The sequence below is a fragment of the Kluyvera sp. 142486 genome, from assembly GCF_046569695.1.
GTDB lineage: Bacteria > Pseudomonadota > Gammaproteobacteria > Enterobacterales > Enterobacteriaceae > Kluyvera.
This window is the reverse complement of sequence record NZ_JBKHUI010000001.1, coordinates 208,533-227,881: the sequence shown is the minus strand read 5'-3', so window position 1 is coordinate 227,881 and position 19,349 is coordinate 208,533. Positions and strand designations below refer to the sequence as shown.

Genomic DNA, 19,349 nt, shown 5'->3' with positions numbered 1-19,349 from the left:
ACAAATTCTTTCAAGTTGCATCAAGGCGGCAAGGGAGTGAATCCCCAGGAGCTGACTAAAGTCAGTGGCTGGGGTGAGTGAGCGCAGCCAACGCCGAGGCGGCTTGAAGGATGAAGTGTATAACGTTGATAATGGAGAACCGATGACAAGACTACGTTACCCAGGAATGTCGACGCTGCTCTGTATGCCGCTGGTGCTGCAGGGCTGCGTCGCTTCCTCGTCAACCGGCACCGTCACCAGGCCGCAGCTGACGGCGCAGGAAGCTTCCATCTATACCGCCGAAAACTACTTTGCTCGCGGCGGAATGCTCAACCATCTTCAGGGCCCCTGGCAGCCCAAGCCGATCGTTCCCGATAACGATACCCCGTGGCGGGTAGCGAAGTCCGGTGCGCCTTTTAGCGATATTCAGCAGGCGATTGATGCCGCCATCGCCCAACACAAAGGCCACGAGCGTCTCTATATCCGAATCGATCCCGGTGTCTATACCGGCACGGTTTATATTCCCGACGATGCGCCGCCTATCACCCTTTTTGGTACTGGTGAACAGGCCGACGCGGTGCGCATCGAGTTCGCGCTGGACTCGCAGTTCAGTCCGGCAAAATATCGTGAAATCGTCAACGCCAACCGCTATCCGCCAGGCTCTGCGGCCTATTATCAGTATGCGCTCTGCGCTGGCAGAACCAGTGCGCTGATAGGCACCAACTGCGCCGCCGTGTTCTGGGCGCAAAGCCATGATTTGCAGCTCTACAACCTGACTATCGCTAACAGCCTGCTGGATACGCTAGACGGCGGCACCCATCAGGGCGTGGCACTGCGCACCGATGGCGATCGCATTCAGCTCCAGCGCGTGCGTCTGCTGGGGCGTCAGGATACGCTGTATCTCAATATCAGCGACCGTAAAAATGATGCGCTGACCGATCGTCTTTATCGCGTACTTGTTGAGGACAGCTACGTTGAAGGGGACGTGGATTATGTGTTTGGCCGCGCCAACGTGGTGTTCGACCGGGTGCATTTCCACACGGTTTCCAGCCGTCGCTCGCCGGAAGCCTACGTGCTGGCCCCCAATACGTTGCCGGATAATCCGTACGGTTTCCTGGTGAAGAACAGCCGCTTTACCACCGACGAAGGGTATAAAGGCACGTTTAAGGCCAAACTGGGTCGCGCGTGGGATCAGGGCGCTGGTAAAACGGGCTACCTGCCGGGTAAAACGGCGAACGGTCAGGCGTTGATTGTCGATAGCACCGTCGATAGCGGCTACGATGCGCTGTCGCCGTGGGGCGCGGCGGCAACCACGGCGAGGCCGTATAAGGCAAATGCGGAGAGTTCACGGCAGCTTAACGATGTGAATTTCAACCGTTTGTGGGAGAGGAATACGCGCTGGGAGAAATAGCGCCAGTGTCTACACGGAGTCGGCTGCGCCTCGTCCGGGCTACATCATGAGCATGTAGCCCGGACGAGGCGCAGCCGGGATCGCCGCGGGTCAGAAAGGTAACCGTCGTGGCTGCGTCTGCATCGTAACCCAGCGCAGCTCAGTGAACTCATGGATCCCAGCTCGCCCGCCAAAGCGGCCGTAGCCGGAATCTTTGGTGCCGCCGAACGGCATCTGGGCTTCATCATGTACCGTCGGGCCGTTAATGTGGCAGATCCCCGTTTGCAGATTCTGCGCCACGTTCCATGCCCGCGCGGTATCGCGACTGTAGACCGCCGACGACAAGCCGTAGGCGCTATCGTTGGCAATCCGTACCGCGTCCTGCTCATCGGCCGCGCGAATCACCGCTTTTACCGGGCCGAAAGACTCTTCATGCCAAATGCGCATGGCGGGCGTGACGCCGTCCAGCAGCGTTGCCGACATCAACGTTGAATCCGCTTTTCCGCCGGTCAGCAGCGTCGCGCCGTGTGCCAGTGCGTCGTCTATCAGCGCATTGCAGCGATCCACGGTTTTCTTATCGACCACCGACCCTAACAGCCCATCCGGCAAGCCGTTCACCCGTTTAACCAGTGCGTCAATAAACGGCCCGGCAATCGCCTGTTCAACGATAATGCGCTCGGTCGACATGCAAATCTGCCCGGCGTTGGCAAACGCGCCGAAGGTCGCTCCGGCGGCGGCCTGGTCAATATCGGCGTCGTCGAGCACCAGCAGCGGCGCTTTGCCACCTAATTCCAGCACTACCGGCTTGAGATATTTGGCGCAGGTTTGGGCAATAATGCGCCCAACCGGCGTTGAGCCGGTGAAGTTAATCCGCCGCACGCCGGGGTGAGCGATAAGGGTTTCAACCAGAACGGGCGCATCCTGCGGGGCGCAGGTCAGATAGTTCACCACCCCCGCCGGGAAGCCCGCCGCCGCCAGGGAATCGATAATCAACCCTTGGGTGGCGGGCGACAGTTCAGAACCTTTGAGGATCACCGTATTGCCGCAGGCCAGCGGCGTGGCGATGGCGCGCACCGCCAGAATAATCGGCGCGTTCCACGGCGCCATGCCGAGCACCACGCCAGCGCCCTGACGAGTAGCCATCGCCAGATTGCCGGGAATATTTGAGGGGATAACCTGACCGTCAATCTGCGTGGTTAACGCCGCCGCTTCACGCAGAATATCGGCCCCGAGATGGACGTTAAACCCGGCCCACTGCGGCGTGGCACCCGTTTCAGCATTCATGGCGGCGATAAACTGCTCGCTGCGTTTTTCCAGCTCATCGGCGGCGGCCAGCAGCAATCGACGACGTTCACCGGGAGGTGTGTCGCGCCAGTGCGGGAACGCCGCGGCGGCGGCATCGGCGGTACGGGCGGCATCGGTCAGCGTGGCGGCGGGGGCTACGCTGGCGATGGTTTGGGTCACCGGGTTCTGACGGGTAAAGGTGGCGGCGTTTTGCGCAGCACACGCTTCGCCGTGAATAAACAGGGTACAGGTGATGGTCATGGCAGCCTCTTATCGACTCGGGTTATCCATCGAGTGTAAAGAGGCGTCGGCAGGTTGAATATCCATCAGGCGGATTTCGCACGCTTTTTTTCAGCTTTTGAAAGCGGTTCACATCCTTGTGCCGCCGAGGGTTACTTGAGAAGTGCGTGCAGGCGTTGCTGCGCGTCGTCGCGTAATGCCAGTAGATTGACCGCGTCACCCGGATCGGTGCTGCGGGCGTAAAGCGCGACCAGCCAGTCATAGACGTAGCGGGTGGCGGCGTGGACCGGCTGTTCGCCAAGCTGGGTCAAGCGCGTGCGGGACGCTGCTGTCGGTTGAACGAAAATAGCGCTGCCTTTCGCAATACGGCTGGCGGGGCGCTGTGCCACCGGCTGTTCTGCATAGCCCAGCCAGTTGATAAAGTTACCGATAATCGCGCGAAGCTGGGCCGCACCGGCCTGTTGCTCGGCGCTGGCGCGTCGTAGCTGCTGCGCCAGCGACAGGCGCTGGCTGGCTACCAGCAGAGACAATGCCAGCTGCTGTTGCGTGTCGCTGCTGAGCAGCGCATGCGGCTGGCGGCTCCACTGGCGCAGGTGTTTGCACCACAGCGCATAGGCCTGCGAACCATTATCCTGATGCGTCAGCGGGTTTGACGCGATGGCCTCCGGCGCGGCAAACAGGTCGACCGCGTCGTTAAACAGGCCGCTCACTTTTTCCTCGCGCTGCTGCTGAACCTGGCAAAGTGCATCGAATGCCGCCAGTTCAGGTAACAGGCTTTCCAGCAGTTCGCCGTGGCGGGCAGCGTGGGTTTGCAGTTCGCGAATCATGGTCTCTACGCGCGCCTTATCCGGCTGCGCTGGTGCCAATAGCGGCTGGCATAGCGTCCGCAGCTGTTGTTGACGGACGTGACTGATGGCCGCAAAGCGACGCTGGCGTAATTCCGGCTGCGAAGCCTGCGACAGCCACTCCATCAGGCGCTGCAAGCTACTGTGATCCAGCGCCTGCAGGGTGCCCCAGTGCTGGCCCGGTTTACCGACCAGTTGCTGAATGGCTTCATCAAAATGACGTTTGTGGATGAAACGATCGTCCTCCGGCGTAATCGCCCATACCAGCCCCGGCAGCTTATTTTCCTGCACCGGCTGGGTTTCATTCACCCAGCGCAGCAGGGTTTTGGCAGACGATGGGATCGCGCTGCGCTGCGCCGTGGCGTTGCAGGCGAGCAGGATATCCGGCTGCTGCTGCTGGCGATAGTAGTCGAGCAGCCAGCGGCATTTGCTGGACCACAACGGCGTCTCATCGGTGAGTGGCGGCACGGGAATGTCGATGATATCCACGTTATCCAGCACGCCGTGTTCGGTACTGAGCACCAGTTCCAGCGTCAGCTGCGCGAGTGTGGCAACCGGCACGCTCACCGCATTCTGGTAGCCATCGCGAGTCAGCGGGTGCACCAATACCGCGTCGTCACTGTTGCCACCCGGTGTTAAGAAGGCGTCCATTGGCAGGGTAAAAGCATCAACCAGCAGGCTCAGCGGTGCCATCACTTCCCGGCGGTTGCCGAGCTGATGCAGCGTGTGCGCAAGCGTCAGCCATTGCTGGGTTAACTCCTGCTGTTCACCCCACAGCAGTGACCAGGCGCGGGCGCGGGCGCTGAGATCCAGCGACGGCAGCAGATGGGCAAACTGATACCACAACGCATCGTCAATCTGCTGATAGTTGCCAGGCAAGGTATCGCGCCAGAAGCGGCTGATGGCGGCGATATCGGTAGCGGTCAGCCCGGGAACCGGCTGCGGCTGGCGCAGGCTCTGCCAGCCGCTCAGGCGTTCGGCAATCACGCTGCTGTCCGGCGGACGAATATCACCGCGCTGCCAGGCATGGGCGATAAACAGCTGCACCAGCTCCGCTTCGCGCATCAATTTCAGGCGCAGTGGAAAAGCATCATCCGGCGTGGACTGGTCGCGGCTAAAGCGCAGCGCCATTTGGGTCAGGCTATGACCGGGGTTGATATGGCTAAAATAGTCGAGCGTTTTGCTGCCGCTCTGCACCGTTAAGCGGCCTTCGCCGCTGCCGCACAGCGTACGCAGCAGGTGTGCTTTTGAGGGCTGCGAATGGCCGAACAGCGCAATGCTGGCGCGGCAGTTAAGCGCCAGTTGGTGGGTTTGCTGCTGCGCGTCGAGGGCGAGCAGGCGAATAAGCAGGGCGTCGGCGTCATCATCCAGCGCCGGGTGCGCGTGTCGCTCCGTGGCGAGCCAGTCCATTACAGCGTTTACAGTGGTCATTTCAGGAATACGCTCCCGCTATCAATCCAGTAATGGCTGCCGCTATGACGGCGGTCGGCCAACGTATTTAGCTTCAGGGTCAGGGCATCCGGCGAGACCGGCGTACCGTCCTGCAACCACGCATCGCTTAGTACGAACGCCTGCGGCGCTTCGTTTTTGCTGCCGCCCTGAAGCTTGAGTCGTACCTGCAGTACGCCGTCTCCGGCAATGGCGCGAGCCAGATCCGGTGAGTTGATGCTCAGGGTATAAAGCGGCGTGGCGGGCCAGCGGGTGTTAGCCAACTGACGGAAGCCGAGGGTGACATTACCGCGCAGCGGGAAATGCAGGCGGGCGTCGAGCTTCGCGCCCGGCTTGTCGAGATCAAGGTTGTGGTACCAGATGTTTTCGTCGCGAAGGGTATTAACGGTTTTATCCAGCACGCCGAGATAGCGCACGGTGGAGTAAGCACCGATATCCGCAGCCTTAAAGTTAAAGTGCGGCAGACGCAGATCCAACGCCAGGCTGCACAGCATCGCGCCGACGGCGGCGGTAGATTTCGGGTTGCCGATACGACCCTGCTGGCTGAATGGATACCATTCATGAACGTGATATTTATCCAGCCACACCATGCGGTTCACCGGCACCGGCTGCAGATAACGAATCAGCGCCTGAACGCCCGGCAGGCAGCCCGGTCGCCCGGTGACCAGCAGCACGTCACAGCTGTAGTGGGAAATGGCTTCACACAGCGCATGTAGCGGGCCGGCAAGAGTAAATTCACCGGCCAGCATGGCCGATTGAAGAGTGCTGAAGGTGACTTCCAGCGGCACGGCGAGAAGATCAAACGGTGCGCTCCCGGCGGGCAGCGCATGCTCGATGGCCTGGCCGACGTAGCTCATCACGTTGCGGGTTGGCGTTTGTGACAACAGCTCGCCAAAGGTGGCGTGCAGCCCGGCCAACGGGTCCTGCACGTCACTTTTCTCCCATGCGGCGAGAATGGCGTGTCCAATCGGCATAAACAGCTGCAGCGTTGTCTGCTGACGCAGTACCGCCTGAGTGTCTAAGCGGCCGGAATCGCCAAATAGCGTAGCCATCAGCGCCTGTGCATCGGCGACGCCGGATTTTTGTAGCTGGGTTTGCAGTGCAGGGAGAACGCAGCGCTGAATAATATCCAGCAGCACGTCATCTCCGGCGATTTTAAAGCCTTCGCGGAACAGCAATTGCGGGGTGATTTTGACGTTACCGCCAATACCATCGTCCAGTTGATACTCGGCAATCGCCATATCGGTGGTGCCGCCGCCGAGATCCAACGAGGCAATGCGTAGAGCGCGGCCTGCGGTTTCGCCCACTTCCGGCTGACGGTCAGGGCGCGCCATCGCGGTGAACAGCGCTTCGGTCTGCCCGGCGAAGTGGGAAATCGCTTCGTTATACAGCCACACCAGCTGGCCGCAGCTGGCTTCATCCCACTCCATATGAATTTTCGGGATCGGCACGACGCTTTTTTCCTGCAGGCGGACGTTGGCAAAATCATCATCCTGCGGGTGCCAGCCCATGGCTTTCCACACCAGCGCAATGGCTTCAAACATGCGGCGGCGGAAGATTTCGCGCTCCTGTTTCGGCATCGCCGACGGCAGGGTGAGGATCAGCGTACGCAGCTGGCGCGGCGAGGCCGGGAAGCCCAAGCGCAGACGGGTTGCCACGCTGTTGATTTGCCCCAGTGCCTGTGCCAGCAGCTCGCAGAGCATATGGGTCATCAGCGTGCTGCGACTGTACTGCGGCGAGAAGACCGGCATACGTTCATCCGGCGGCAGGGTAAACAGCGGCTGCCCTTCGTCGTTCATCAGGTTCATCAGCGGGAAAGCGGTCGCCAGCGGTTCGCGCTGGGTTTTGCTGTTCATCTGGCTAAAGCGCCAGTCCTGAACCGTCGGCGTTTCATCCCACAGATAGCGACGCGGGCTGGAGATCCCGCTGTAGCCTTCGGTACCGGCGCGCTGCATCGCCAGCTTGCGGGCTTCATCGCCCACGCGCACCAGTGACGGCCAGATAAAGGCGTCTTCGCGTCCGCTTTCCACCGAAAAATGCTGCTTACCGAAGCGGGATTCTGAGAACTCGACCCGGCTGGTAAACAGCGGTTCGTTCAGGTACTGCGGTTCGCTAAGTGAACGCACCTGTAGCTCGGCGGTCTGGCGCAGGCCGTCGTTGGCATCGCCGTGGTCTTCAATGATCACGCCGCAGGTGTGGGTGTTGCCCACGTCGAGAATTAAATCGACCGGAATGGCTGGCGTGCTGAGGGTGGCGGTGACCATTTTGATTTCCGGTACCGTCAGCTGTTCGCCGAGCAGCGCCAGAATATTCAGCCAGTGGCCCTGATACTCAAAGCTGCGCAGCGCCTGAGCAATGTCGCGCTCGCTGCGGGTTTCATGGGCAGTGGTGGTTTGCTGGAACACTTCCCGCAGCCAGCCATCAATCCAGGTCTGGTCGAGGAAATCGGCAATTTCATTGTCGCGCCAGGCCAGCGCAAAGCGAGTGCCGTTCAGTAGATCGCCCGCCACCGGGGAGAGCGATGTAGCGTCATCCGGGCTAATCTGGCTGTCGAATGCAAGCGTAACGCGGTGGGTATTGCCCGCGCTGTCCGGCTCCGCCAGCTTTCTTATCTGCACGCGCGCCCAGTTATCAGGCCCTTCGACGAAGGTGCGCGGTGGGTTAAAGCGCAGGAACGGCAGCGGCAGCCAGACGCCGTCGAGCAGCGTCAGCGAGTGGTGCAGGGCGAGCGTCGATTCGGGTTTGACCACTTCCGGGGAGCGGCCGGGTTCACCAGGCAGGGTATAGCGTTGGTTGACCACATCATAATCAAGGCGCAGCAGCGGGCCGTTGGCGGTTTTGCGCACGAAGCGCCCGTGCTGGAGCGACTCCTGCGGGCTCAGGCCGAAGTCGAGGAACTGAACGCCGCTGTTGGCAATCAGCGTAACGCTCTGTTTGTAATCGCAAAGGGTGACCAGCATGGCTTAGGCTCCCGTCTTTTTAAAGGTCAACGGCACAACAGTCTTAGCATCAAACCGTGCGGTACAGACGGCAACGTTGCTGTTGCCAGGTTTGCAGCTGATTTCCGGCAGCGGGTAGCGTGCGCCGTCGCTGCACTGCGCGTTGCCGCGGCTTTTGATCATCAGCTCGCCGTTCTGGTGCAGGCCGGAGAAGACCGCCGCTTTGCAGACGATACTGCCTTCACGCACCACGCGAGCGGTGCCTTTGTTGTTCTGAATCTGATAACGCAGGCTCGGTGCTTTGCCGCTATGGGCATCGCTGACGTCCATTTGAACGCGCCAGGTGCCGTTGAGGAAACGGGTTGTTCCGGCACGGAGCTGGTCGGCATCCATCACCATTGCGTCTTTCGGAATCACGGCGATCACCACCGGTTTTTCTTCTGGCTCGACAACGGGTTCAACCTTCACGCTCGCCTGGTGCAGCGGCAGGTCGCTAATCAGTACCGGCATTGCCGGGCCCTTGAGGACAACCGGTGCAGGCGCGGGTGCGGCCTGCGTAACGGGTTCGGATTCTGCCTGAGTGCTCGGGATCATTAACGGTACGGCAATGGCCACGGCAGCTACGGCAGCAACCAGCGGCAGGCCCCAGACCCAGCGTGGACGACGCGTTTTTGGTGCGACGGCAGCCGTAACAGGCGCAGGCGCCTGCGGTTGCTCTTCAGGTTCTTCCACCGGCAGCGTATAGGCATTAATCAGCGGTTCGTTGGCGGAGATAAGCGGGGCATCGGCTTCGCTGAAGGTGACGATCGCCGGTTCCGGCTCTTCCACTTCAGGCACGTCGTCAATGACCGGCTCTTCTTCTATTATCTCCGGTTCAACGTAACGCAGGCAGTCGAGGGCGTCTTCCCGCGCGCCTTCGTTGAGGTTCACAAAACCCCAGAAGCTGATAACCGGCTTGCCATCGACCAGAAACAGATGGTTTTCGCCGGGGAACTGCAGGGATTTTTCCAGCAGCGCGCCGAACAGTTGCTGTGCGGTTTTCTCTGACTGCAGGCATTTTTTGCTGAGCGCGCGGGCGCTCTCCTGCAGGCCTTCTAAATAATGCAGCGCGCGGGTACGCTGGGTTTCGTCGGCCGCTTTCCAGCCGATAATTTCACCGTCAACCGGGGAGTACCAGTCAACCCTGTCGCCTTCATCATTCAACTGCGGTATCGCCAGACAATCGGCCAGCGCCAGCTGTTTGCGTAAACGCAGGGTTTCGCGCACCTGAAGCGCAGAATGAAATACGGTTTGCCCGCCGCCGCCTACGGCCTGGAAATCATCAAGATTTCCACTGCGTAAAAGAGTTTTTGCCACGTTCCTGTCCCATAGACTTCTTCACGTCATTACTTTACGCAAAATCAAATGCAACAAACGGCGAAAGAGAGGGGTAAATAGGGTAATTCTCGCGGCATTGAATGGCTAGACGTAGGTAAAACCTTAAGGGGAATTGATGAAAAAACAGCAATGGTTATCGATAGAGGTTAACCTGATATGGCTGGCATGCCCGGCGGGCAGGGAAGTGATTGCAGTCCAGACACCAGGAGATGAGAGATGAATGGCATGATGTCTACGCTGGCTTTAGGGCGCATAATCTATCTATGCAAAACATTAAGAAATAATTGTCACATGTAAAATATGAATGATATTCGCAGTATTTATTTTAATTTTCAATAATATATTTCATTACCACCGTTTGATTTTAATCAATATCTTAAGGTTTGCTCGAGAGTATTTTGAATTTGTAGTTCAAAGCTAATTTAGTGTAATGAGAATTATCGCAAGAACATATAAGGATATTTGTCATGACTGATAATATGTTAGTTGGTGGTTGGTATATCAACCCCGAGCGCGTAGAAGGGAATACTCAAATCTCTGAAGAGAGCCAGTCGTTATTTGATGAAGCGGTACAGGGTCTGGATGGCGCTGGTTATTTTCCACTATTGTACTGCGGTGGGCAGGTGGTGGCTGGTCAAAACCACATGTTTATTGCCAGACAAACGCTTGTTCTGCAAACGCCGGTTCACCATGTCGTGCAGATGATTATTTACAAGCCGCTAAATGGCAAAGCCACCATCACGTTAATTAAACGCCTTTTGTAAGTCATCGAATAACACCTAACAAAGGTCGCTATCAAACAGGTGACCTTTGTTATTTTGTGGCATAAGTTAGGGGGGCGACGTATTTTATTGTTCACAACCTTGGTTTTTTGAGTAATAAGTTGGTCCCGGATTTACCGCTTCAAAACTTCCCTTTTCAAAAATCTTATTATTTTCAATCGATATGTCATCCATAAATTGATCAGGATTACTGCGAAACTTCATATAACTAACGTCGACGCTACCATCTTTTGAGTCCTGGACAACATCAATCTCTTCCAGATTATTTTGGCTGCGAAAAATCGCATTTGTAATCCTCGGTGTTGATGCGGCATTAGGGTTATACAGCGGGTAAAGTACGCCTCCCATCATTAATCCTTTTTCTGTAATCCTCATTGGCGATGGGGATATATCCTTACAGGTAAAAGGTTTTGACAGGTCGATTGCGTTGCTGAATATGCCTGCATAAACGGAAAAGTTTACACCCAATAGCAGTGCACCAGAGAGCGTGAACGTGGTGATAAACGTTTTGGTCATAGAGAATAATCCAAGCGTAAAGTAGTTTCATGAATTAAAATAATAGCGCATTATTGTAATAATTTCAATGTGTTAACCATGATCATTACAACCCAGCTGCTTATCCAATACGTTCAGGAATATTCATTAGGTTGTTACCGCCGACATGGTTGCAGTCTGCCGCAAAGGGTATGTTCTAGGTTGCTGAAAATAAAACGTTTAATATGATTTATGCGATTTGGTTATTTGCCAGTTATCTGCCCCTGTGCTGTTATTAAGCGGTCTATATAATAAAATCGAAAGGCTTATAACCATGATCACAGGGAACACCACAGGGAAAACGCTCCTCGCGCTGGCATTGAGCGCGCTGTTACCGGCCGGCGCGATGGCGGCAAACACCGACACGCTGGTTTACTGCTCCGAAGCATCGCCAGAATCCTTTAACCCGCAGATTGCCAGCTCCGGCCCGTCGTTTGTCGCCAGTTCGCAGGTGCTCTATAACCGTCTGATCAACTTTGACCCGGTGAAAAATACCCCGGTTCCTTCCCTGGCAACGGCCTGGACCATCTCTCCAGACGGCCTGACCTATACCTTTACGCTGCGTCAGGGCGTGAAGTTCAACAGCAACAAATTCTTCAAGCCAACGCGTGATTTCAACGCTGATGACGTGATTTTCTCAGTGATGCGCCAGAAAGACGTCAATCATCCGTACCACAAGGTGTCGCAGGGCAACTATGAGTACTTCAGCGACGTGGGCCTCGATAAGCTGATTAAAGAGGTGAAGAAGGTCGATGACTACCACGTGCAGTTCGTACTGAGCGAGCCGAATGCCGCGTTCCTCGCCGACTGGGGAATGGACTTCGCCTCGATTCTGTCGGCGGAATATGCCGATCAAATGATGAAGAAAGGTACCCCGGAGAACGTCGACAACTGGCCAATTGGCACCGGTCCTTACGTGCTGCAGCAATACAAAGTCGATTCGCAGATTCGCTATCTGGCGAACCCGAACTATTGGGATGGCGAGGTACCGACCAAACACCTGATCTTCGCCATCACCCCGAACGTGGAGACGCGTCTGGCGAAACTGCAAACCAACGAATGCCAGATTATCCCGGCACCGTCGCCGGTTCAGTTTGATGTTATTAAGGGTAACAAAGATCTGACGCTGCATTCCGTGGAAGCGCTGAACGTCGGCTATTTGGCATTTAATACCGAGAAAAAACCGTTTGATAACGTGCTGGTGCGTCAGGCGCTGAACTATGCCACCGACAAGCAGGCCATCGTTAACGCGGTGTTTATGGGCTCCGGTACGGTGGCGAAATCGCCGATTCCGCCAAATATGATGGGCTATAACAACGATCTTAAAGACTACAGCTACGATCCGGAAAAAGCGAAGGCGCTGCTGAAACAGGCCGGGCTGGAGAAGGGGGCGGAAGTGACCCTGTGGTCGATGCCGGTACAGCGCCCGTATAACCCGAATTCGCGCCGCATTGCTGAAATGATCCAGAATGATTGGGCCAAAGTGGGCATTAAAGCGAAGATCGTCAGCTACGAGTGGGGCGAATACCTCACCGGTATCCGTAAGGGCGAACACGATAGCGCGCTGTACGGCTGGATGTCGGACAACGGCGACCCGGATAACTTTGCCAGCACGCTGCTCGGCTGCGACAGCATTAAAACCGGCTCTAACGCCGCGCGCTGGTGCAATAAAGAGTATGATGGCCTGGTGAAAAAAGCCCTGGTGGTGAGTGACCCGGCGAAGCGTGCCGCGCTCTACGGTCAGGCGCAGGAGATTTTCTATCAGCAGGCGCCGTGGATTGCGCTGGCGAACGGCAAAACCTTCTACGCCACGCGTAGCAACATTACCGGCTATAGCGTTAGCCTGATGGGCAGCGATTTCTCGAAAGTGAAAATTAATTAAGGAGTGAATATGTCACATCTGGATGAGGTCATTGCGCGCGTGGACGCCGCGGTGCAAGAGAACGTGATTACGCATATGAATGAATTGCTGGTGGTGTTAAGCGACGACGCCGAGCTGAGCCGTGAAGATCGTTTCACCCAGCAGCAGCGCCTGCGCGTGGCGATTTCTCATCATGGCCATCACCTGCGCGAGCAGGAAGAGGCGCGTAAAGAACAGCTCACTTCCGGTGGGACGATTCTTTAAGTCAGGCATGGTTCCCGGCGGCGCTTCGCTTGGCCGGGCTACCATGTTGGTATTGTTGGCCTGATAAGCGTCGCGCCATCAGGCAGTCTGGTGCACGTTGCCGGGTGGCGGCGTTGCCTTATCCGGCCTACAACTTTACATATTAAAACTGGCGCTTCGCCACCAGCCACGCGCCCACAATCAACATCACCGCGCCGCACACCGGCCCAACCAGCGCCCGCCAGGGCACACCGTGACTTCTCACCACGTCCATCACCAGCCCGCCGATAAGCTGACTGGCGACCAGCACCGCAATGGTCGTTGCCGCCCCCACGTACTGATAGCCACTGATGCTGGCAAACACGAAGAACGACCCGAGCAGGCCGGGGATCAGCGTCCACCATTTGATGGTTGCCACCAGTTCACTCACTCCCGCTAGCCCGTGCTTAATCAGTAAAATACTGACAAACAGCACGATGCCGACCAGCGAGTTCAGCAACATCGCCACCAGAATGGTGGAGGCCGACTGGGTAATGCGTACCATCAGCGTGTTCTGGATAACCAGGCCGATACCGGCGGCTATCAGGAACGTCAGCGTGAGGGACTGATTCATGCTTGTCCGTCCGGGTCGCTACGGGTATCAAGCTGTAGCTGCATAAAGGTGAGGTCCAGCCAGCGGCCAAACTTGGTGCCAACCTGCGGCATCTGCCCGGTGGTGACAAAACCGTGCTTCGCATGCAGATGCAGCGACGCGCGGTTCTGTGCCTCAATGCCGGCTACCATCACGTGCTTACCGCGACGACGGGCCTCTTCAATCAGCGCGCCGAGTAGAATATTGCCGAGCCCTTTGCCCTGATGTTCCGGGTGGATGTAGACCGAATGTTCAACGGTATGGCGGAAACCGTCAAAGTTGCGCCAGTCGCCGTAGGAGGCGTAGCCGGTGACAATACCGTTCTCTTCGCTCACCAGCACCGGGAAGTGTCCTAGCTGGCGCGCTTCAAACCAGGCAATGCGGTTGTCGGTATCGACAGTTTTGTCGTTCCAGATAGCGGCGGTATGTACCACAGCATGGTTGTAGATTGCCGCAATGGCGGCGCAGTCTTCTTTTGTTGCAAAACGAATGGACATGGAGTTGCACCCTGTGTGTTGTTCACTATATTATTACGCCATGAATACTATTGAAGACAACTTAAATCAACGGATCGGTGCAAGAATTCGCATTGAGCGTGAGTCGCGCAGCTGGTCGCTGAGCGAGCTGGCCGAGCGTGCGGGCGTTTCCCGGGCGATGATCCACAAAATTGAACGCGGCGAAAGCAGCCCGACGGCGGCTCTGCTGGCGCGGCTTTCTGGTGCCTTTGGTATTAGCATGTCGACGCTGATAGCTCGCGCGGAGATGCAGGAAGGTAAGCTGCTGCGCTTTGCTGACCAGCCGGTCTGGCACGACCCACAGACTCACTACCTGCGTCGGCACGTTTCGCCGCGAGGTGAACTACCGATCGATCTGGTACAAATTGAGCTACCGGCAGGCAGCGACATTCCGATGCCTGCATCTGCCTATGCGATGGCGCGCCAGCTGCTATGGGTACAGGATGGTGAACTGCTGTTTATGGAAGGTGACATCGCACACCGTATGCAAACCGGCGACTGTCTCGAACTCGGGCCGCCGAACGACTGCCGTTTTATTAACGACAGCGGCAAACCCTGTACTTATCTGGTCGTCAGGCTCAACGTGCCGCTCTAATCCAGGCCGGGAGCGGCCTGAGCGGGGTGTTTAGCAATGATTCATCTTCTATTAATTATGCTGAAAACTACCTCGAAAAAAATATATATCGTATTTCCTGCGCAAAAAATAAAACGCCAGCTATTAATTATAAATAGTCTGGGTAAATAAAAGCGCGGAGTTATAATAAATATGCTGGATTTTGCTAAAGCACAACGTATCAGTTTGACGCAGCAAATTGAGAATAATATCAAGAATGCGCTGGTTGTCGGCGCGTTAAAACCTGGTTCACGGCTCGTCACGCGTGAAATTGCCGTGAACCAGGGGATCAGTATTACGCCGGTACGAGAAGCGCTGCTGCGGCTGGTCTCCTCAGGCGCGCTGCAGGCGGCGCCTGCACAGGCTTTTATGGTGCCGGTGCTGACTAATTCAGGTTATCTTGAAATTAATCAGATTCGTAAAAACCTCGAAGGTATGGCGACGGCAGCAGCGGCGATAAATATAACCACAGAAAGAATGCGTGAATTAAACCGCCTCTCTAACGCTTTCCATGAGGCTAAAGCGGCACGGGATGTTACCCTCATGCTGCAAACCAATTATCAATTTCGCTTTAAGATTTACGACTATGCGGAAATGCCAACTCTGGTGACGATGATTGAACAATTATGGGTGCGAGCGGGGCCAAGTCTTCATTATTTATATTTAAATTCTGTAGAACCGTTTCAGCATCGAAATGTATATGAATCATTGTTAAATGCGCTGGAAAAAAGAGATTCATCGGCGAGTTATTCGGCAATATCACAAATTATTGATGAATCAACCTCCTTCTTAAAACAGCAGTACCGCCATTAACATCCTTTCGGAAAATACGTTTCCGGGTTGCCCCGGAAACGTTTAGCTTATTACTCAAAACGCCATGCGACGTTCACGCCGACTCCGTAATTACGGCCCGGAGCCGGTTCGTAGTAGCGTCCGTTAGATTCGTTGACGATAACCGAGCCGACGTATTCCCGGTCGAACAGGTTATCCACGCGCCCGAAAACGTCCAGCGTCCAGTTGCTAAGATTGAACTTGTAGCCGGTATTCAGGCCAACGACGGTCCATGACGGCGCGCGGGCGGTGTTGGCATCGTTCGCCATAATATCGCCCATATAGTGCACGTCGGCCCCTGCGTACCAGCCGCTTTCCGGCTCATAGCTCAGCGAGGCGAAGCCCATATTGCGTGCTATGCCCGGAATACGGTTACCGTTACAGCTACCGTTGCCGCAGACGTCGGTGCGGTAGGTGGCGTTAAGCCAGGTCCAGGCCGCTTTGGCGCGCCAGTTTTCAGCAAACTGCTGATCGATAGCCAGTTCTGCACCCTGACGGCGGGTCTTGCCGGCGTTTTTATAGCTGGCGCGGCTGTCGATATTGCTGTCGGTCACTATCTCATTGGTGGTGTCGGTCTGGAACAGCGCGGCGCTGAGCAGGCCATTGCCAATGCGGGTTTTGCTGCCGATCTCATAGGTTTCATTGGTCGAAGGTTTGAGATCCAGGTTCAGCCCGTTTGCAGTGCCGGAACGGTAGGAAAGTTCGCTGATGGTCGGCGTTTCAAAGCCGCGACCGACGCTGGCGTACACGTTCCAGGCGTCGGTGATGGCGTATTTTAACGATCCCGCAGGCAGCCACTCGTGGTAGCTGGTGTCACCGCTGCTGTCGCCGTTTCCGGCGGTGACGTAGTGGTCGTTGGAGTCAAACCAGACGGAGCTGTAGCGCACGCCCGCGTCCAGGGTCAGCTTTTCGGTCAGCTGCCACTGGGTTTGCAGATACGGGTCGAGGTTCCACATCAGGTTGCGTTCGTTGCGACGCAAATTACCTTTCTCGCCATACTCCGGCGTGGTGCCGTTCATGATGTAGTTTTCGTAGCCCCGACGCTTCTCGTTCATGTTTTCGTAGTTCAAACCGGTGGTGAAGGTCACCGGGATAAGCAGTTCGCCGCGGTGCGTCCAGCGGGTATCGATGCCCTGATAGTGACGATCGAGGTCGATCACGCCGCCGGAATGAGCAGGATTCTTCTGCTGTGCCACTGCGGGAATTGACTGGTATTGCGTGGTCTGACGTTCCCCGGCGTACATCATCACGCTCAGGTCGTCCTGCTCGCTAAGTTGGCGTTCATAACGCAGGCCCGCCTGAGTCTGCTTCACGGTTTTACGCGTGTTGTACTGATCGCCGCGCGGCGACTGCTGGCGGTCAGCGTCCATTTCGCTTTTGGTCAGGCCGCCGGGATCGTTAGCGTTAATGTCGACGGTATTAAACAGCAGCGTCAGCTTGCTGACGTCGTTGATCCGCACGCCGAGCTTAGCGTTGGCGAGGTTCTTGCGCGCCGCACTATGGTCGCGGTAGCCCTGAGTGATGAATCGATTCGTCGACACCGTATAGTCAACGTCGCCCGCGTGGGTGCCGTCGCCCACCGCGCCGCTGGCCTTCATACCGTAATGCCAGGTGCCGTAGCTGCCGTAATAGCTGTTGGCTTCAATCGTGGTGGGTTGCTTCCCGGTCTGGGTGGTGACGTTAACCACGCCGCCGGAGGCGTTGCCGTACAGCGCCGAGAAGGGGCCGCGCAGCACATCAACATGATCCACGCTACCGATATCAATATTCGAGGTTTGCCCCTGGCCGTCGGGCATGGTGGCCGGAATGCCGTCAACGTATAGACGAATGCCGCGCACGCCAAAGGTTGAGCGGGAACCAAAACCACGAATAGAAAGCTGAAGATCCTGCGCATAGTTCTGACGGTTTTGCACCTGCAAACCCGGTACAGCGCCCAGTGATTCAGACAGGTTAACCTGCGGCGCGGCGTGACGCATATCCTCGCCATCGACCACGCTCACGGCAGCAGGGGTATCCAGTTCGGAGACCGCCTGCGGTGCGGCGGTAACGATTAACGTTTGTTCATCATTGGCCCAGGAAAAAGGAGCAAAAACAAGCGGCAACAGCAGCGCTGGCAGCGTTACTAAGCGTACAGTTATGATTTTCATGAAAAACTCGCAAAATGTACCAAATGGAACAGACCCGAATAGGTTAATACTTTTGTAAATATATTGAAAACTTTAGCAGCATAGATCGTTAATTTCCGGTGATGAAATAGCAACTATTTGGTTGCTGAGCGTAATAAAAGCTCCACTTTACATAAATTAATGATTACTATTCGCATCTACAAAACGTAGCGCTACGACGCTACGGAACCAGAAGCGATGTGAAGCAGAAAAAACTACGTTCATCAAAGGGAGTCGTCATGTCATTACGTCAATTGTCCGCGCCGCGTCTGCGCCGTTCTCTGTTACTGAGTGCTTTCCTGCTGGCGGGGAGCTTTAGCGCGCATGCTGCAGATGAAATGCTGCGTAAAGCGGTCGGCAAAGGGGCATATGAAATGGCCTACAGCCAGCAGGAAAATGCGCTGTGGCTGGCCACCTCACAAAGTCGTAAGACCGATAAGGGCGGTATTGTTTATCGTCTCGACCCGGTTACTCTGGAAGTGACGCAGGTTATTCATAACGATCTCAAACCGTTTGGCGCGACGCTGAATAACCAGACCCAGACCCTGTGGTTTGGTAACACCATCAACGGTGCCGTGACCGCGATTGACGCCAAAACCGGTGACGTGAAAGGCCGCCTGGTGCTGGATGGACGTGAGCGCAGCGAAACGGTTAAACCGCTGCAGCCGCGTGAACTGGCGGTGGATGAGAAAACCAATACCGTCTATATCACCGGCATTGGCAAAGACGGCAGCTCAGTCTGGGTGGTTGACGGCGATAAGCTGACGTTGAAAACCACCATCACCGGTACCGGCACCTTCGGTACGGGTCTGGCGGTCGATTCGGATAAACAGCGCCTGTACGTCACTAACGGCGACGGCGAACTGGTCACTATTGATACCGCGAGCAACAAAATTCTGACCCGTCAGAAACTGCAGGACGATGGCAAAGAGCACTTCTATATCAACATCAGCCTGGATAAAGCCGGTCAGCGTGCCTTTATCACCGACTCCAAACAGCCGGAACTGCTGGTGGTAAACCTGAAAGATGGCAAAGTGCTGTCGAAGGTGGATACTCAGGAAGGGCTGGCGGTGCTGTTTAACCCGGTGCGTAACGAAGTTTACGTGACCCAGCGCAAAGCGGGCACCGTGACGGTGATTGATGCGAAAGAGTATAAAGTCACCAAAACCATCAAAACCCCGACCTTCCCGAACAGCCTGACGCTCTCCGCCGACGGCAAAACGCTGTACGTTAGCGTGAAGCAGGAATCCACCCGTCAGAAAGAGGCCACTGCGCCTGACGATGTGATTCGTATCGCGCTGTAAGCGGCACGCCGGGAGGTCCGTCGACCTCCCGGAAATCATCACGTTATCTTCTGTTACATCCCGTCGATACCCCGTTTCTCCGTATCAGGCATACAATACGCCGACTTAACCCTGCCGTTGGCGGGGACAATGAACGGAGAGAAGATGAAAAAGCCTTTATATTTCCTGTGCGCAGGGGCAATGCTGCTGGCGCTGGCTGGCTGTACCACCAACTACGTGATGACCACCAAAAGCGGCCAGACTATTGTGACCCAGGGTAAGCCGCAGCTGGATAAAGAGACCGGCATGACCAGCTACACCGATCAGAACGGTAACGCGCGCGAAATTAACAGTAACGACGTGTCACAGCTGGTTGAAGATAATTGAT

The 19,349-nt window shown here is 56.2% G+C and carries 16 protein-coding genes; 8 read left to right on the top strand and 8 right to left on the bottom strand.

What is annotated here, in order from left to right; all coding sequences use genetic code 11:
• Positions 1-142: 142 nt before the first annotated feature.
• Positions 143-1,390 (top strand): putative acyl-CoA thioester hydrolase, encoded by a 1,248-nt coding sequence (locus ACLGE8_RS01125; RefSeq protein WP_410995893.1) that lies wholly within the window; start codon positions 143-145, stop codon positions 1,388-1,390.
• 90 nt (positions 1,391-1,480) lie between these two features.
• Here ACLGE8_RS01125 and ACLGE8_RS01120 read toward each other — a convergent pair whose 3' ends face one another.
• The 4 genes from ACLGE8_RS01120 to ACLGE8_RS01105 form a co-directional block, all read right to left on the bottom strand.
• Positions 1,481-2,914, bottom strand: coding sequence for an aldehyde dehydrogenase (locus ACLGE8_RS01120; RefSeq protein ID WP_410995892.1), 1,434 nt, complete (start codon positions 2,912-2,914; stop codon positions 1,481-1,483).
• A 131-nt stretch (positions 2,915-3,045) separates the two neighbouring features.
• Positions 3,046-5,169, bottom strand: coding sequence for a virulence factor SrfC family protein (locus ACLGE8_RS01115; RefSeq protein WP_410995891.1), 2,124 nt, complete (start codon positions 5,167-5,169; stop codon positions 3,046-3,048).
• A complete protein-coding gene (locus ACLGE8_RS01110; protein WP_410995890.1) occupies positions 5,166-8,147 on the bottom strand; it encodes a virulence factor SrfB in 2,982 nt (993 codons plus the stop codon). Before ACLGE8_RS01110 ends, ACLGE8_RS01115 begins: the two co-directional genes overlap by 4 nt.
• A 3-nt stretch (positions 8,148-8,150) precedes the next feature.
• Positions 8,151-9,482: an SrfA family protein gene (locus ACLGE8_RS01105; protein ID WP_410995889.1), complete on the bottom strand. Its 1,332-nt coding sequence runs from the start codon at positions 9,480-9,482 to the stop codon at positions 8,151-8,153.
• A gap of 488 nt (positions 9,483-9,970) precedes the next feature.
• Here ACLGE8_RS01105 and ACLGE8_RS01100 point away from each other — a divergent pair, with 488 nt between their 5' ends.
• Positions 9,971-10,267 (top strand): hypothetical protein, encoded by a 297-nt coding sequence (locus tag ACLGE8_RS01100; RefSeq protein ID WP_410995888.1) that lies wholly within the window; start codon positions 9,971-9,973, stop codon positions 10,265-10,267.
• A gap of 84 nt (positions 10,268-10,351) precedes the next feature.
• Here the strand turns inward: ACLGE8_RS01100 and ACLGE8_RS01095 are convergent, their stop codons facing one another.
• On the bottom strand, positions 10,352-10,801 hold the full coding sequence (locus tag ACLGE8_RS01095; protein ID WP_410995887.1) for a hypothetical protein: 450 nt from the start codon (positions 10,799-10,801) through the stop codon (positions 10,352-10,354).
• A 292-nt stretch (positions 10,802-11,093) separates the two neighbouring features.
• Between ACLGE8_RS01095 and ACLGE8_RS01090 the strand changes: the two genes are divergently transcribed.
• Positions 11,094-12,701 carry an ABC transporter substrate-binding protein gene (locus ACLGE8_RS01090; protein WP_410995886.1) on the top strand — a complete coding sequence of 536 codons (1,608 nt, stop codon included), beginning with the start codon at positions 11,094-11,096 and terminating at the stop codon, positions 12,699-12,701.
• A gap of 9 nt (positions 12,702-12,710) precedes the next feature.
• On the top strand, positions 12,711-12,944 hold the full coding sequence (locus ACLGE8_RS01085) for a DUF2526 family protein (protein WP_410995885.1): 234 nt from the start codon (positions 12,711-12,713) through the stop codon (positions 12,942-12,944).
• A gap of 142 nt (positions 12,945-13,086) precedes the next feature.
• Here the strand turns inward: ACLGE8_RS01085 and ACLGE8_RS01080 are convergent, their stop codons facing one another.
• Positions 13,087-13,536, bottom strand: coding sequence for a DMT family transporter (locus ACLGE8_RS01080; RefSeq protein ID WP_333497298.1), 450 nt, complete (start codon positions 13,534-13,536; stop codon positions 13,087-13,089).
• The gene (locus tag ACLGE8_RS01075; protein WP_410995884.1) at positions 13,533-14,051 is read right to left on the bottom strand and encodes a GNAT family N-acetyltransferase; all 519 of its coding nucleotides are present in this window, start codon (positions 14,049-14,051) and stop codon (positions 13,533-13,535) included. Before ACLGE8_RS01075 ends, ACLGE8_RS01080 begins: the two co-directional genes overlap by 4 nt.
• Positions 14,052-14,091: 40 nt before the next feature.
• On the opposite strand from ACLGE8_RS01075, the gene ACLGE8_RS01070 reads away from it, so the two are divergent.
• Both ACLGE8_RS01070 and ACLGE8_RS01065 read left to right on the top strand, forming a co-directional pair.
• A complete protein-coding gene (locus ACLGE8_RS01070; protein ID WP_410995883.1) occupies positions 14,092-14,664 on the top strand; it encodes a helix-turn-helix domain-containing protein in 573 nt (190 codons plus the stop codon).
• Positions 14,665-14,835: 171 nt separating this feature from the next.
• Complete coding sequence (locus tag ACLGE8_RS01065) at positions 14,836-15,495, top strand: GntR family transcriptional regulator (RefSeq protein WP_410995882.1); 660 nt, start codon at positions 14,836-14,838, stop codon at positions 15,493-15,495.
• A gap of 50 nt (positions 15,496-15,545) precedes the next feature.
• Here the strand turns inward: ACLGE8_RS01065 and pqqU are convergent, their stop codons facing one another.
• Entirely contained in the window at positions 15,546-17,660 is a 2,115-nt protein-coding gene (pqqU, locus tag ACLGE8_RS01060) for a TonB-dependent receptor PqqU (protein ID WP_410995881.1), read from the bottom strand.
• 257 nt (positions 17,661-17,917) lie between these two features.
• Between pqqU and ACLGE8_RS01055 the strand changes: the two genes are divergently transcribed.
• The gene (locus tag ACLGE8_RS01055) at positions 17,918-18,982 is read left to right on the top strand and encodes a YncE family protein (RefSeq protein WP_410995880.1); all 1,065 of its coding nucleotides are present in this window, start codon (positions 17,918-17,920) and stop codon (positions 18,980-18,982) included.
• Positions 18,983-19,126: 144 nt separating this feature from the next.
• The gene (locus tag ACLGE8_RS01050; protein WP_035897298.1) at positions 19,127-19,348 is read left to right on the top strand and encodes a YgdI/YgdR family lipoprotein; all 222 of its coding nucleotides are present in this window, start codon (positions 19,127-19,129) and stop codon (positions 19,346-19,348) included.
• The last annotated feature ends 1 nt before the right edge of the window (position 19,349 follow it).

What these genes read in the sequence shown, in the direction of transcription:
- ACLGE8_RS01125 (WP_410995893.1), top strand. Translation starts at nt 143, where the DNA reads ATGACAAGACTACGTTACCCAGGAATGTCGACGCTGCTCTGTATGCCG.
- ACLGE8_RS01120 (WP_410995892.1), bottom strand. Translation starts at nt 2,914, where the DNA reads ATGACCATCACCTGTACCCTGTTTATTCACGGCGAAGCGTGTGCTGCG.
- ACLGE8_RS01115 (WP_410995891.1), bottom strand. Translation starts at nt 5,169, where the DNA reads ATGACCACTGTAAACGCTGTAATGGACTGGCTCGCCACGGAGCGACAC.
- ACLGE8_RS01110 (WP_410995890.1), bottom strand. Translation starts at nt 8,147, where the DNA reads ATGCTGGTCACCCTTTGCGATTACAAACAGAGCGTTACGCTGATTGCC.
- ACLGE8_RS01100 (WP_410995888.1), top strand. Translation starts at nt 9,971, where the DNA reads ATGACTGATAATATGTTAGTTGGTGGTTGGTATATCAACCCCGAGCGC.
- ACLGE8_RS01095 (WP_410995887.1), bottom strand. Translation starts at nt 10,801, where the DNA reads ATGACCAAAACGTTTATCACCACGTTCACGCTCTCTGGTGCACTGCTA.
- ACLGE8_RS01090 (WP_410995886.1), top strand. Translation starts at nt 11,094, where the DNA reads ATGATCACAGGGAACACCACAGGGAAAACGCTCCTCGCGCTGGCATTG.
- ACLGE8_RS01085 (WP_410995885.1), top strand. Translation starts at nt 12,711, where the DNA reads ATGTCACATCTGGATGAGGTCATTGCGCGCGTGGACGCCGCGGTGCAA.
- ACLGE8_RS01080 (WP_333497298.1), bottom strand. Translation starts at nt 13,536, where the DNA reads ATGAATCAGTCCCTCACGCTGACGTTCCTGATAGCCGCCGGTATCGGC.
- ACLGE8_RS01075 (WP_410995884.1), bottom strand. Translation starts at nt 14,051, where the DNA reads ATGTCCATTCGTTTTGCAACAAAAGAAGACTGCGCCGCCATTGCGGCA.
- ACLGE8_RS01070 (WP_410995883.1), top strand. Translation starts at nt 14,092, where the DNA reads ATGAATACTATTGAAGACAACTTAAATCAACGGATCGGTGCAAGAATT.
- ACLGE8_RS01065 (WP_410995882.1), top strand. Translation starts at nt 14,836, where the DNA reads ATGCTGGATTTTGCTAAAGCACAACGTATCAGTTTGACGCAGCAAATT.
- pqqU (WP_410995881.1), bottom strand. Translation starts at nt 17,660, where the DNA reads ATGAAAATCATAACTGTACGCTTAGTAACGCTGCCAGCGCTGCTGTTG.
- ACLGE8_RS01055 (WP_410995880.1), top strand. Translation starts at nt 17,918, where the DNA reads ATGTCATTACGTCAATTGTCCGCGCCGCGTCTGCGCCGTTCTCTGTTA.
- ACLGE8_RS01050 (WP_035897298.1), top strand. Translation starts at nt 19,127, where the DNA reads ATGAAAAAGCCTTTATATTTCCTGTGCGCAGGGGCAATGCTGCTGGCG.